This is a genomic window from Paraburkholderia sp. BL6669N2 (genome assembly GCF_003387275.1).
Taxonomy (GTDB): domain Bacteria; phylum Pseudomonadota; class Gammaproteobacteria; order Burkholderiales; family Burkholderiaceae; genus Paraburkholderia.
The window spans coordinates 3,922,822-3,935,342 of sequence record NZ_QUNA01000002.1 but is presented as its reverse complement, the minus strand read 5'-3'; the positions used below and the strand labels follow the sequence as shown (position 1 = coordinate 3,935,342).

The following is a 12,521-nucleotide window of genomic DNA, read 5'->3' as shown; positions in this document are numbered from 1 at the left end:
CGCCTAGTCTCAACCCTCACACTGATGTGAGGGTCAAGCGAATTGTGTTAGCCTGCTTTTCATGAAAGACAAGCCTCCACAGGAACTGCTGACAATCGGACAACTCTCGCAACGCACCGGCGCGAGCGTGCGATCGGTCCGTCATTACGACGAACACGGTCTGCTCGCCTCGGTACGTGCGAACAATGGCTATCGCATGTTCCCCGAGAAGGCAGTCACGCAGGTCAAGCAGATTCAGCGCATGATCGCGACCGGTTTCACCATCGACGATATTCGCGGCTTTCCGGACTGCATGCTTCTGATCGAAGGCGCCCGCTCGTGCGACCAGATCACCGACGTCCAGCGGACACGGCTCGAAGCCATCGATCGTCAGATCGCGGACCTCGAAAAGCGTCGCGCGCGGCTCATCAAGACCTTGCTCGAAGGTGCGGTGCCGCCCGTCGACTGACTCGAACCGCGGCACACGGAAATCGCCCTCAAACGGGAACGTTGGACGCCGTTTTCTTCCTGCGAATATCCGCGCGCAGGCTGTCGTATTCCTCCTGGCTGATTGGTGCTGCATCTCGCCGGCCGAGCGCGTTGACGGGCAGCCGGTAGGTTTCGCGCGCCGTCCATGCGCCTAGCGCGCCGATGCCGCAGACGACCAGCGTGATCGTCCCCACGATCAACGGGATGTGCTGCGTGCCGGGCGGCACGACGGCCGCGATGAACGCCGGCACGATCGCGGTAATGGCCGTGCCGATGTTCTGGCCGATCGCCATGGCGGTAACGCGGATACGCGTCGGGAACAGCTCAGGCATGAAGCTCGGATAGACCGCGTTGAAGCACTGATACACCACGCCCCACATCACGATCGCAATGACGATCGCCAGCATGGCATTGTGCAGACTGATCGCATAGAGATACGCATAAGAGAGCAGACCCGAGGCAAGCGCGCCGAATATGATGAGCGGCCGGCGTCCCCATCGATCGGACAGACTGCCTGCGAAGGGAATGAAGAACATCGCGGTCAGATTGGCGAGCAGCGGAATCCAGAGAAAGAATCCTTTCGAAAGACCGATACCGTAAGCGGGCTGTACCGCATAGGCCGCGCCGAAGATAGAAGTCACCGCGAGGATGATCGCAATCAACGCGATTGCGGCAATGCGGACGATATCCCGCCAGCCATCGCGCAACGCTTCCTTGACGGGCGACGCGGGAATCTGCCGCTGTTGCGCTTCATCAACGAAAGCCGGTGTTTCCGACACTTTCCGCCGGATCACATAACCGGCTACGAGCACGAGCACACTCAGCAGGAACGGGACGCGCCAACCCCACGCCAGGAACTGCTTCTCGGGGAGATAGTAGGCGAGCGGCATGAAGATGGCCGCCGCGAACACCTGGCCGGCGGTCACGCCCTGCATCGCATAACTCGCAAAGTAGCCGCGACGGCCGAGTGGCGCATGCTCCAGCACGAGGGAACTGGAACCGGAGATCTCCCCGGCGACCGCGAAGCCCTGGATGAGCCGCAGGATCACGAGCAGGATCGGCGCTGCGAAGCCCACTTGCGCAAATGTCGGCAGAAGACCCACAGCGAGCGTCGACAACCCCATCATGAACATGCAGGTGAGAAGCAGGTTCTTGCGGCCGTGCGTATCGCCACGACGGCCGAGCACCAATGCGCCGACTGGTCGCGCGAGATAGCCGACGCCATACGTCGCGAGCGACGCGGCAATCGCAACGCGACTGTCTCTGGACGGAAAAAATAGTTGCGGAAAAACCAGCGCGGCGGCTTGCGCATAAATGAAATAGTCGTAGTACTCCAGCGCCGAGCCTATCCACGCACTCGCGGTGGCGGTTCGTGCCTGATTACTGCCCTGCTGATGCGTTGCTGTCATTTCGTCTCCTGCATGTGTCTTGTCGGCCGTCGTGAACCGGGCTTGCGTACCGTCTGCGCTCAATACGTCGCGCGGCCGCCTGACAGGTCGAAGGTGAAGCCGGTCGTGAAGCTGCATTCGTCGCTTGCGATCCATGCCACCATGGCGGCGATTTCCGGAACAGTCAAAAACCGCCCCATTGGAATGCGCGCTTTGCTGGCCTCGATGTGCTCCTCCGTCATCTCCCGGAAAAGATCCGTTTCGGTGATCGCAGGCGCGATGCCGTTGACCGTGACGCCCGTTCCGGCCAATTCACGCGCGATCGATTTCGTCAGACCGATGACACCCGCCTTCGCCGCCGCATAAGCGCAAATGTTCGGATGTCCTTCCTTGCCGACGATCGACGCCACGTTGACGATGCGTCCCGCGCCACGACCGCGCATGTGTGGCACGGCGAGGCGACAGGTGTGGAAGACGCTGTTCAGATCGACGGCGAGAACGCGGTTCCATGCGTCGACCGGATAGTCCTGGATCGGCACGACCGGGCCGTTGATGCCGGCGTTGTTCACGAGTATGTCGACATGACCGAACGACTCGAGCGTGACAGCAAACGCGGCCTCAACGGAACGCGCGTCCGCAAGATCGACGGCCTGAACAAGGGCCGCGAACGAGTCGCCGCCTATCTCAAACGATGAACAATCGATATCCCAACAGGCGACCCGGCAGCCTTCGTCCGCAAGTCGCTCTGCGATACCGCGCCCGATGCCACGCGCGGCGCCCGTCACGATGGCCGTGCGTGATTCAAATCTCCGTTGATTTATCGATTGCTTTTCCATTTCCGTTTGTTCCTATACATAACGTAGTTCCTATCCTAGAAACGATATTCCGGCTCGTCAACGGCAATCCCACCATTCATTCACATAGGGGAACAAACCAGGGAATGTCCCGGTTCGCGATAAAAAGCGCTTGACCGCGCGGCGTCATGAGTACCAACATAGAAATTGATTTCTATACGTGAACAACGAGGAGCGATACATGGAGCAGGCGATGATGGATCGATTGACGATCCGCGAGGCGATCGAAAACTGGGCGGTATGGCGAGATGCGGGAGACTGGGAGCGTTTCGCGACGCTGTGGCATCCAGACGGCCGCATGATGGCGACGTGGTTTCAGGGAAGCGGCCGTGAGTTCATCGAAGTGACGAAGGCCGGTTGGGCCAACGGCGTGAGCATTCTGCATTTTCTGGGCGGCACGTCGATCGAAGTGAGCGGCTCGCGTGCCGTCGCGCAAACCAAGATGACCATCTCGCAGCGTGGAGAAGTGGAAGCCACGTTATGCGACGTCGTGTGCACCGGCCGCTTCTACGACTTCTTCGAGAAGGTCGGCGACCGATGGCTGCTGTTGCTTCGACAGCCCATCTACGAAAAGGATCGTCTGGATCCGGTCAAGCCGGACGCCCGTCCCGTTCTCGATGCGGCACTGCTGGCCGAGTTCCCCGTTGGCTACCGGCATCTCGCCTATATGCAGACCCGAATCGGCTACAAGGTCAAACGCGACATGCCGGCACTGACGGGTCCGGAGGTAGAAGCGCTTTATGCGCGCGGCCGCCAGTATCTGCAAAACGGAGCGCTATGATGGAGGACGTCTCGCCGATGCGCTTCGATTACCGGGCGCTGCCGGCACGCGTGCTGTTCGGCGCGGGCAGGCGTCGGGAAACGCCTGAAGTCGCCCGGCAACTGGACTGCGCGCATCCGTTGATCGTCTGCACACCGGAGCAGAAGGATTTGGCCGACGCCATCGCGTCGTTGTTCACCGGTCCGCCGGCGCATATCTTTGCCGAGGCCGCGATGCACACGCCGTGGGACGTGACATCGCGCGCACTCGCGCTCGTGCAGGAGACCGGCGTGGACTCCCGGATTGCTGTCGGCGGTGGTTCGGCGATAGGCCTCGCCAAAGCGCTTGCACTGCGCACCGGCCTGCCGCAAATCGCGCTGCCCACTACGTACGCCGGCTCTGAAGTCACACCAATCATCGGCGAAACGCAGGACGGCGAGAAACGTACGCGTCGTACGCTCGACGTGCTGCCGGAGGCGGTGATCTACGATGTGGAACTCACCCTGACGCTGCCCGCGCGCTTGTCGGCGACCAGCGGTCTGAACGCGATGGCTCACGCGGTGGAAGCGCTCTATTCCGTCGACGCCAACCCGGTCACGTCGATCATGGCTGAACAGGGTATCGCGGCCCTCGCCGCTGCGCTGCCCGAGATTCTCGCCAATCCCGCCAGTCGTGATGCACGCAGCCGCGCCCAGTACGGTGCGTGGTTGTGCGGAACGTGCCTCGGCTCCGTCGGCATGGCGCTGCATCACAAAGTCTGTCATGTGCTGGGCGGCACCTTCGATCTGCCGCATGCCGACACCCATGCGATCATGCTTGCGCACGTCGTTGCCTACCAGGCTGGCGCGGCGCCGCATGCAATGGGCCGCATCGCACACGCGCTTGAAGCCGACGACGCATGGTCCGGACTGCACGCGCTCGCTGCAAGGCTGCACGTTCCCCAGTCTCTCGCGGAGATTGGCATGCCGCACGATGGCATCGGGCGCGCGGCCGATCTGGTGTTGCAACAGGCCTATGCCAATCCGCGCACGCCCGACCATGACTCGATCAGGGCAATGCTCGAAAGGGCATGGCGCGGCGCGGCACCACAACCCGATTCGCTGTGAGGAACACGCGATGCGCAATTTCGACGAAGACAACATCACTGCAGCAGTGATCGCGCGTCTTGCGGGAAGCAAGAGCGAACGCGTGCACCAGATCAGCAACGCGCTGGTTCGTCATCTGCATGCGTTCGTGAAGGAGATCGAGCCCACCGAAGACGAATGGGCCGCCGCGATTCGCTTTCTCACGCAGACGGGGCAGATGTGCAGCGACACCCGGCAGGAGTTCATTCTGCTCTCCGACACGCTCGGTATATCGATGCTGGTGGACGCGATCAATCATCGCTATCCGGGCGACGCGACGCAAACTACCGTGCTCGGTCCGTTCTATGTAGAAGAAGCGGCTAATCTGCCGCTCGGCGCTTCGATCGCCGATGGCGAGCCGGGCGACCCTCTGCTGGTCGAGGGCACCGTACGCGATCTGAACGGTGAGCCGATCGCGGGCTCACTGATCGAGACGTGGCACGCGGACAGCCACGGCTTCTATGATGTGCAGAAGGCGGTGGGCAAGGAGAACCTGCACATGCGCGCGCGCTTCCTGACCGATCCGCAAGGTGCATTCTGGTATCGCTCGATCGTACCCGCGGCCTATCCGATTCCGAACGACGGCCCGGTTGGCCGCATGCTCGATGCGCAGGGGCGGCATCCGTACCGCCCGGCTCATGTGCACTTCCGTGTCAGTGCACCCGGCTTCCAGACACTCGTTACGCATGTGTTCGTGAGCGGCGACATCTACCTGGACTCGGACGTCGTGTTCGGCGTGAAGGACGCACTGATCGAACCACTGGTACCGCTCGCACCGGGTCTGAGTCCGGCCGGTCATCTCGTCGAGGTTCCGAGTGCCCTGCTTGCCTATGATTTCGTGCTGCCGCCGCAGACCTGACCGCTGTGCGCCACGAGCCATTTTCTATGTTACTGACGTGTTCCCATGCATGAACTATCGTTGCATCATCTGACCATTCTCGACGCGCATCCGCTGCAACTCGTCGATGCGGCCGCCGCTGCGGGATTTGAGTTTTGCGGCTTGCGGCTGGTCGCGCCCCCCGCTGCCGACGCGATCGTGGATGTCGCGAACCATCCCGCACTCATCCGCGAGTTACGTGCGCGACTCGACGCAACCGGCGTCAGGCTGCTGGATATCGAGGCCATCTGGCTGAGTCCGCAGACGGATGTCGCGTCACTACTGCCCGCACTCGAAGCGGGTCGTAGGCTCGGTGCGCGGCACGTGCTCTGCGTCGGCAACGACACCGAACGCGCTCGTCTGCGGGACAACTTCGGCCGCCTCTGCGAAGCGGCCGACGGCTTTGACCTTTCGGTCGGGCTCGAAGCGATCACATACTGCGCGGTGGGTACGCCCGCCGACGCGCTCGATGTCGTGCGAGATAGCGGACAGCCGAACGCGCGAATACTCATTGACGCACTGCAGTACTTTCGGGCGGGCGTGACGTGCGAGCAAATCGACGCAATCGACCCGGCGCTGATCGAATACATCCAGATTTGCGATGCACCGAGCGCCGCACCGCAGTCCCTCGAAGCACGGCGACAAGAAGCGAGGACGGCCCGGCTGCTGCCGGGCGATGGCGAATTGCCGCTGCGCGAACTGCTGTCGAGACTGCGGTCCGATCTTCCACTCGCCGTCGAGGCGCCGACGCTCGCGCTGCGTGGCCTGCCGTTCGAAGAACAGGCGAGACGCATTCATGCACGCATGCGGACGTTTCTCGCGGGTCCAGTGTCCTGATGCTAGTATGTTTCCATACGTAAACAGGAGCCGGATATGCTGTTGGAAGACGAATCGAATGCAGTGGTCAAATCGGCGGATCGTGTGCTCGACGTGATCGAGTTGCTCGCGAGATGGGGACGAGAAATGTCCCATACGGAAATCGCAGAAGCGCTGGACATACCGAAGAGTTCGCTGACCAAGCTGCTCAAGAATCTTACGGCTCGTGGATTTGTCGAATTCGTCCCTGTCACCAAGGGTTATCGCCTCGGCGAAGCGCTGATCCGGCTTTCGCAGCAATCCACGCATAGCCGCTCGCTCGTCAGCTGCGCGCAGCCGGTGCTGGCGGAGATCACCCAGCAGACGCTGGAGTCGTGCGCGCTCAATCAGATCAAGGGCGATCAGGTGGAAGTCGTTGCGACAGTCACCAGCCCGCAACGGTTGGTATCGCATCTGCGGCTCGGCGATCTTGCACCGCTGTATGCAGTGTCGGGCGGAAAGGTAATTCTCGCGTTTCTTCCGGATCAGATGCGTAGCGAGTACATCAAGACCGTAAAGATGCAAGCCATCACGCCGAAGACGATCACATCAAAGAAGGCGCTGCTTGCACAGATCGAAACCATCCGACACACCGGGGTCGCCTATTCAATGGACGAATACACGCCGGGCATCGTCGGCGTCGGCGTGCCCGTGTTGTCATCGTCGGGCTTTCCGCTCGGCTCGCTGAACGTCGCGATTCCGTCGGTGCGTTATTCGGAACGTGTGGGCGCGCGGGCCGTCGCCGTTCTCAAGGCCTCCGCGGAACGCGTGCGCCGCGATTACATCGCCGCAAACGAACATACCAGGTAAGCCTACTGACACATTTTTGGCGGCCCTCGTCTTTGTGGTCGCAACTAAGTCGATTGCGATTCTATGAACTATTGATCAAGGATATCGAACTTGATGAACGCACGAATTTCGGAGCCGAATGGAATCGTTCAGTTTCCTCGGGTAGGAGTCGGAGCCGGCAGCCTCGCAAACGCCGCGGGCGAGCAGGCGTTCTTCAACATGATTCACGCCGCATGGGCGAGCGGCGTTCGATATTTCGATACTTCGGCAGCTTATCTTGGCGGTGAAAGCGAGCAACGGCTTGGCGCTGCGCTGGCAGCGTATCCGCGAGACGAGTTGTATGTATCGACCAAGCTCGGCAGGTACTTGAGCCAGCCTGGCGCAAGCTCCTTGCCAGGCGGTAGCGACTTTTATCTGGACTACACGTACGATACGACGCTCCGATCGGTCGAGCGCAGCCTGTCGCGACTCAATGTCGATCGTCTCGATGCAGTTTTTATTCACGATCTGGATCCCGGTTTTGCCCGGACGGCGTATCGTGAGGAACTCAAAACGGCCGTCGAAGGTGCGTTTCCCGCTTTACAGCGCCTAAAGGATGAAAAAGTGGTCGGCGCGATAGGCGTCGCCAGTATGGACTGGCAGGCCTGTCTGGACTTCGCCGAACTGGCCGACGTAGATGTCGTCATGCCGGCGGGAGAGTACTCGTTGCTTCGCACGCGCAGCACCGCGTTGCTGGATCACTGCGTCGAGAAAGGCATTGCCTGGATCGCGGCGTCGCCATTCAACTCGGGCATTCTCGCTACCGGTTCGCGTCCCGACGCCTTCTACAACATGCGGCCCGCGACGCGGCTAGCCCTGTTGCAAACGGAAGGACTCGAACGCATATGCCGGCGCCATCACGTGTCGCTGGCTACCGCTGCCCTGCTTTTTCCGTTGAGGCATTCAGCGGTAAGCACGATCGTTTTTGGCGCAAAGAATGCGGATGAATTCAACGAATCGTTCGCGCGTCTTTCTGAACGCTTGTCGGATCAGTTCTGGCAGGAGATGGACGCATTCCTCGTCGAGACGAAAGATTGGGAAGGGTGATTATCCGGAGGTTGCGAAGGAGCTTAATTGCTTCAATTCGGGAAGGGCCAACAAGTGGTCCGCCGCATCTGATTGCGCTACGGGCCGCCGGCGCGCGATAACGCGTGCTTTGTCCGAAGAGGCTCGTCGTTTCCCTACACTGCGCACTTTCGCTGACAACCTGGCAGGAGGCTGCACATGGACCGCATGGTGGCGATGGAGACTTTCATAACTGTTGTCGATGCGGGTTCATTTTCCGCCGCGGCACGCCGGTTAAAGCTGGGCCAACCGGCCGTCTCAAAGACAGTCGCACAGTTGGAGGAACGTCTGGGGGCCCGTTTGCTATTGAGATCGACACGTGGCCTGGCGCCGACCGATGCCGGTCAACGGTTCTACGATCACGCACTCAGGGCCATTGATGAGGCGGAGCGGGCAGAACAGGCAGTACGTGATTCGTCGGATGGCTTGTCCGGACGACTGCGCATTGGCGCAGCCGTCACCTTCGCCCGGCTACACGTCTTGCCAGCATTAAAGTCTTTCCTGGATCAACACCCCAATCTGAGCATCGATATCGTACTTGACGATCGGTCGGTCGATTTGCTCGAAGAGGGTGTCGATGTCGCGTTACGTATGGGTGCCCTGGACGATTCGAACATGACGGCGCGTCGCATCTCCACCGGGCGGCGGGTCGTCGTCGGCACACCCTCATATTTCGCGGAGGCGGGGATTCCGCAAACGCCTGGCGACCTTAGCCGTCATCAGGCGGTCGTTTACTCGGTGCGAGGCGGCGGTGAATCGTGGTTGTTCAGCCGGAGTGACGGTTCCGACTCAAACGTAACCTTGTCCGGCCGAATAAGCGTGAACGCAGCTGAAGGCATGCGCACGGCGGTACTCGCTCACATGGGCCTTGCTGTCGCTTCGGAATGGATGTTCGCTCCTGAACTCTCGAACGGCGCGGTTCAGGCCGTCCTAACTGACTGGATGTTGCCGCCGATTGACCTGTGGGCAGTATTTCCGTCCGGCCGCATGGCGACCATGAAGGCGCGTGCCTTCGTCATGTTTGTCGAGCACCTTCTCAATGAGCGCTCCAGCGAGGACCTCACCGCCTAGCCGCTGCGTACCAGGGCGCCAATGCCCCGGGCTGCCTCTTCGCAGTAGGAATAGGAGCTATTCCTCACCCGCGACTACCGGGCGACGCCACCTGAGCGGAGGATACGCATCAACCAATGCACGAAACATTGGCTCCGATGTGGCAGTCCCTTCCGGCTGTTCAGCCCGGAGGACCGCTTCGAATCCTATCTGTTGAGGAAAACATGACCCAGGCTCTGAAAGGCAAACTTGCTCTTGTTACGGGCGCTTCGCGTGGAATCGGTGCAGCTATTGCGGCACGTCTTGCGCGGGACGGCGCATCGGTGATCGTTCACTATGCGTCGAGTCCGGCGCGGGCCGACGCAGTTGTCAAGGAGATCCGCGATGCCGGCGGCGAGGCTGAAGCTGTCGGCGCCAACCTGTCGCAACCAGAAGGCGTCAAGAGTCTCATTGAGGCGCTGAACGGCGCGTTCGGTGGCCGCTTCGAGGGGCGGCTCGACATACTTGTCAACAACGCTGGCACGGTGGAGTACGGACCCTTCCTTGATTCTTCGGAGACGTCATACGACACACACTTCAACCTGAATGTTCGTGCGCCGATCGAACTGGCAAAAGACGCGGCAGCGCGAATGGTGGCGGCCGGCTGGGGACGCATTATCAACGTGGGCTCGGCCTTTGGCGAAGCCGCGCCACTGCCTGGTGTGACGCTCTACATCGCATCGAAGTTCGCCCTCAGAGGCTTCACTCGCGGGCTATCGCGCGAACTCGGCAAATATGGCGTAACCGTGAATGCCGTCCAGCCCGGCCCGATCGATACAGAACTGGCTCCGCAGCCCGGCACAGAAGACCACGCAACGATGACAAAGCTCGCAAGCGTGGGGCGTTTCGGCAAACCGGCGGAAATCGCCGCGGCTGTAGCTTATCTCGCGAGCCCCGAAGCAGGCTACACGACCGGCGAGAGTCTGACGGTCGATGGTGGATGGATTGCCTGAGGAAACCGACGAGCGTTTTCGCTGGCACGCTGCAACGCTTGATTCGCTCGCAGACGTGCGCGTCGGTCCGGAGCGCGTGCGGGCGCAAAAGCATTCGCACGCGGTTCCCACGTTGTCGCCGCGCGCGTCTGCGAGAGCAAACGACCTTCGACAACGGCTGAGCTACGGAAATGGACGAAGACGCCAGATTGCTTGCTTTGAGCGCGATAGCACACCGCTCGCGATTGGCTATCTTTCGGCTGCTCACTGCAGCGGGGCCTGGTGGGTTGCCCGCGGGAGAGATTTCTGCGCAGTTAGGAATTGTTCCGTCCAGCCTGTCTTTCCACCTAAAGGACATGTCGCGCGCGAACCTTGTATCCAGCAACCGGAAAGGGACCTTCGTCTATTATTCGGCGGGCCTGGATGCCATTCATGGAGTTATCGACTTTTTGACTGAAATCTGCCTTGCTGACTCCGCAAGGACTCCTTTTTCCCGGTAAGGAGGATACAAAAATCAGTGATACGGACGCATGGTCTTTCTGGTCCCGCTGCCGGTAAGACGGATGGCCGCTTTACCTGTGAACGCGGCCGGCGATCCTATTCGCGGCGCAGCCTCGCTGATCAACCTCCACCATAGCCGGGAGGAACGATGCTTGCGTCTCCTGCGGTGAATCGACCGAAGGAGCGCGATAGGGCCGAAAGGCACAAAATGGGCGAGAAGGCACTACGAGTTGGTTCACGACGCGACGCAGGGAAGGAAACGTGCTATGAGAAATCGGCCTGGAACGCGGTCAATACTTCCCGTTCTGGTGATTTTGCTCGCCGGCTGTGTCGCTGGTGGCATGCCGTATGCCGGGCCGCACCTCACTCCGATCGAGTGCCGCGACCTAGCGGCACTCAAGACAAACGCACCCCCTACGATGGCGCAGCACCAAAGCGAACTCGCTGCCTTAAGGAAAGCAGGCTACGACCCGTCACCTTGGTTTAATGATCCGTATTACCCGGATGATCTACAAGCGGCACAGCGCCTGGTCGACTATTGGTTCCAAACAGAGTGCCAGCACCTTCTGCCCGGCTGAGACCGAGAGATCGAGGACTGACTCGGATGTCAGGGGACCGCCACTTCCGGTCGTTCGACGCCATCGCTCCGTTCGTCGACAATATTGCGGCACTCGGATCGCTACTTTCTTCGGTATGACGCGGGTAAGCTACTAGATCAGATCTGAGAGTTGCATCCATCTCCCGAGGACGTAGTTCTAGCAGCGCAGAACGAACAGTCCGCGTACGAGGCCATCTTTCGCCTGACGTCCGCCAACAGTGAGCGGCATTAACGCTAGACTCTTGGGCATTTTCCGGGAATCTGACATGCTTACGACCAGGCGTCCGGCGCTTCGCCGAGCTGCAATGCTCCCGGGGAGGGTTTTAAGGCTGCTGACATGCAGCCTGATCGGTTTCGCCTGCATAAATGTCCCAGCTCAGCCCGTGTTGCAGATCGCGCGTATAGCGAATGTCCCGGACCAGGAGGTTGGTGCGGAGATTCTCACGGTCGTCTATGCCAAGCTCGGCATCCACGTTGAATTTGTCGACGTGCCGGCCAAGCGGTCGTTGATCGAGTCGAGTTCAGGCCGCCTGGACGGTGAGGTTCAGCGCCTGCTCGATGTACAGAGAGAATATCCGACGCTCGTCGCTGTCAGGGAGCCATTCAACTATATCGAGCCAGCGGCCTTCGTGAAGGAGTTGAATTTCCACGTCAACGGTTGGGAATCGCTGCGTCCTTACCGCGTCGGCATCATACGCGGGGTAGGTTCGTCTGAGCGCGGGACGGCCGGAATGCCGCAGGTTGAGGCCACCGAGACGATGGATCAAATGATGTTGATGCTGGCCCACGATCGTATCGATGTTGCCGTCAATGATCTCTTCAGCGGTATGCTCGTCATACGCAGGCTGGGTCTGGATGCGCAGTTGCGAGCGGTGTTGCCGCCCCTGCAGCATATCGACATGTATCACTTCCTGAATGAGCGCAACCGCGAACTCGTGCCCCGGGTGGAGGCCGTCATTCGGGATATGCGGGCAAGCGGGGAGTTGCAGGCGCTTCGATCGCAAATTACTCACCGCATGCTGAATAAAGCGGCTCAAGGTGCGCCTTCGGTGGATCGGTGATCGGCTGCGTTTCCAGATGAGTCATTGCCCTCTGGAGGCTTTGCTAGCCTGCTCCGAGCATCCACTCAATCAGTTGCATCCGGTCATTGACCCGGTGCACCTCAGGTTGAGAACCACCCGG

The 12,521-nt window shown here is 60.5% G+C and carries 14 protein-coding genes; 12 read left to right on the top strand and 2 right to left on the bottom strand.

The genetic code is table 11. From position 1 onward, the window contains the following. The first annotated feature begins 61 nt into the window (after window positions 1–61). The gene (locus tag B0G80_RS40265; protein WP_116123126.1) at window positions 62–448 is read left to right on the top strand and encodes a MerR family transcriptional regulator; all 387 of its coding nucleotides are present in this window, start codon (window positions 62–64) and stop codon (window positions 446–448) included. Between the two features lie 28 nt (window positions 449–476). Here the strand turns inward: B0G80_RS40265 and B0G80_RS40260 are convergent, their stop codons facing one another. Together B0G80_RS40260 and B0G80_RS40255 are read right to left on the bottom strand one after the other, a co-directional pair. Beyond that, on the bottom strand, window positions 477–1,877 hold the full coding sequence (locus tag B0G80_RS40260; RefSeq protein WP_116123125.1) for an MFS transporter: 1,401 nt from the start codon (window positions 1,875–1,877) through the stop codon (window positions 477–479). Window positions 1,878–1,936: 59 nt separating this feature from the next. Further along, window positions 1,937–2,692, bottom strand: coding sequence for an SDR family NAD(P)-dependent oxidoreductase (locus B0G80_RS40255; RefSeq protein ID WP_116123124.1), 756 nt, complete (start codon window positions 2,690–2,692; stop codon window positions 1,937–1,939). A gap of 211 nt (window positions 2,693–2,903) precedes the next feature. Between B0G80_RS40255 and B0G80_RS40250 the strand changes: the two genes are divergently transcribed. The 11 genes from B0G80_RS40250 to B0G80_RS40200 all read left to right on the top strand — a co-directional run bounded on the left by B0G80_RS40250 (window position 2,904) and on the right by B0G80_RS40200 (window position 12,400). Further along, window positions 2,904–3,491, top strand: coding sequence for a nuclear transport factor 2 family protein (locus B0G80_RS40250; RefSeq protein ID WP_258879179.1), 588 nt, complete (start codon window positions 2,904–2,906; stop codon window positions 3,489–3,491). Then, window positions 3,491–4,576 (top strand): maleylacetate reductase, encoded by a 1,086-nt coding sequence (locus tag B0G80_RS40245; protein ID WP_116123122.1) that lies wholly within the window; start codon window positions 3,491–3,493, stop codon window positions 4,574–4,576. The genes B0G80_RS40250 and B0G80_RS40245 overlap by 1 nt, the downstream gene beginning before the upstream one ends. A 10-nt stretch (window positions 4,577–4,586) precedes the next feature. Beyond that, window positions 4,587–5,453: an intradiol ring-cleavage dioxygenase gene (locus B0G80_RS40240; RefSeq protein ID WP_116123121.1), complete on the top strand. Its 867-nt coding sequence runs from the start codon at window positions 4,587–4,589 to the stop codon at window positions 5,451–5,453. Between the two features lie 45 nt (window positions 5,454–5,498). Beyond that, window positions 5,499–6,308, top strand: coding sequence for a sugar phosphate isomerase/epimerase (locus B0G80_RS40235; protein ID WP_116123120.1), 810 nt, complete (start codon window positions 5,499–5,501; stop codon window positions 6,306–6,308). Between the two features lie 36 nt (window positions 6,309–6,344). Further along, window positions 6,345–7,136: an IclR family transcriptional regulator gene (locus tag B0G80_RS40230; protein ID WP_106282789.1), complete on the top strand. Its 792-nt coding sequence runs from the start codon at window positions 6,345–6,347 to the stop codon at window positions 7,134–7,136. A 93-nt stretch (window positions 7,137–7,229) separates the two neighbouring features. Further along, window positions 7,230–8,201, top strand: a complete 972-nt coding sequence (locus tag B0G80_RS40225) for an aldo/keto reductase (protein ID WP_116123119.1) — start codon at window positions 7,230–7,232, stop codon at window positions 8,199–8,201. A gap of 177 nt (window positions 8,202–8,378) precedes the next feature. Continuing rightward, window positions 8,379–9,290, top strand: coding sequence for a LysR family transcriptional regulator (locus B0G80_RS40220; protein WP_116123118.1), 912 nt, complete (start codon window positions 8,379–8,381; stop codon window positions 9,288–9,290). A gap of 203 nt (window positions 9,291–9,493) precedes the next feature. Continuing rightward, on the top strand, window positions 9,494–10,261 hold the full coding sequence (locus B0G80_RS40215) for an SDR family NAD(P)-dependent oxidoreductase (RefSeq protein WP_116123117.1): 768 nt from the start codon (window positions 9,494–9,496) through the stop codon (window positions 10,259–10,261). Window positions 10,262–10,431: 170 nt separating this feature from the next. Beyond that, window positions 10,432–10,740: a helix-turn-helix transcriptional regulator gene (locus tag B0G80_RS40210; RefSeq protein ID WP_116123116.1), complete on the top strand. Its 309-nt coding sequence runs from the start codon at window positions 10,432–10,434 to the stop codon at window positions 10,738–10,740. Between the two features lie 267 nt (window positions 10,741–11,007). Then, on the top strand, window positions 11,008–11,319 hold the full coding sequence (locus B0G80_RS40205; RefSeq protein WP_116123115.1) for a DUF4148 domain-containing protein: 312 nt from the start codon (window positions 11,008–11,010) through the stop codon (window positions 11,317–11,319). 403 nt (window positions 11,320–11,722) lie between these two features. Continuing rightward, the gene (locus B0G80_RS40200) at window positions 11,723–12,400 is read left to right on the top strand and encodes an ABC transporter substrate-binding protein (protein WP_220377516.1); all 678 of its coding nucleotides are present in this window, start codon (window positions 11,723–11,725) and stop codon (window positions 12,398–12,400) included. Window positions 12,401–12,521 lie beyond the last annotated feature (121 nt).

Excerpts from the sequence above, each read along its gene's own strand:
- B0G80_RS40265 (WP_116123126.1), top strand. The coding sequence starts at position 62 with ATGAAAGACAAGCCTCCACAGGAACTGCTGACAATCGGACAACTCTCG.
- B0G80_RS40260 (WP_116123125.1), bottom strand. The coding sequence starts at position 1,877 with ATGACAGCAACGCATCAGCAGGGCAGTAATCAGGCACGAACCGCCACC.
- B0G80_RS40255 (WP_116123124.1), bottom strand. The coding sequence starts at position 2,692 with ATGGAAAAGCAATCGATAAATCAACGGAGATTTGAATCACGCACGGCC.
- B0G80_RS40250 (WP_258879179.1), top strand. The coding sequence starts at position 2,904 with ATGATGGATCGATTGACGATCCGCGAGGCGATCGAAAACTGGGCGGTA.
- B0G80_RS40245 (WP_116123122.1), top strand. The coding sequence starts at position 3,491 with ATGGAGGACGTCTCGCCGATGCGCTTCGATTACCGGGCGCTGCCGGCA.
- B0G80_RS40240 (WP_116123121.1), top strand. The coding sequence starts at position 4,587 with ATGCGCAATTTCGACGAAGACAACATCACTGCAGCAGTGATCGCGCGT.
- B0G80_RS40235 (WP_116123120.1), top strand. The coding sequence starts at position 5,499 with ATGCATGAACTATCGTTGCATCATCTGACCATTCTCGACGCGCATCCG.
- B0G80_RS40230 (WP_106282789.1), top strand. The coding sequence starts at position 6,345 with ATGCTGTTGGAAGACGAATCGAATGCAGTGGTCAAATCGGCGGATCGT.
- B0G80_RS40225 (WP_116123119.1), top strand. The coding sequence starts at position 7,230 with ATGAACGCACGAATTTCGGAGCCGAATGGAATCGTTCAGTTTCCTCGG.
- B0G80_RS40220 (WP_116123118.1), top strand. The coding sequence starts at position 8,379 with ATGGACCGCATGGTGGCGATGGAGACTTTCATAACTGTTGTCGATGCG.
- B0G80_RS40215 (WP_116123117.1), top strand. The coding sequence starts at position 9,494 with ATGACCCAGGCTCTGAAAGGCAAACTTGCTCTTGTTACGGGCGCTTCG.
- B0G80_RS40210 (WP_116123116.1), top strand. The coding sequence starts at position 10,432 with ATGGACGAAGACGCCAGATTGCTTGCTTTGAGCGCGATAGCACACCGC.
- B0G80_RS40205 (WP_116123115.1), top strand. The coding sequence starts at position 11,008 with ATGAGAAATCGGCCTGGAACGCGGTCAATACTTCCCGTTCTGGTGATT.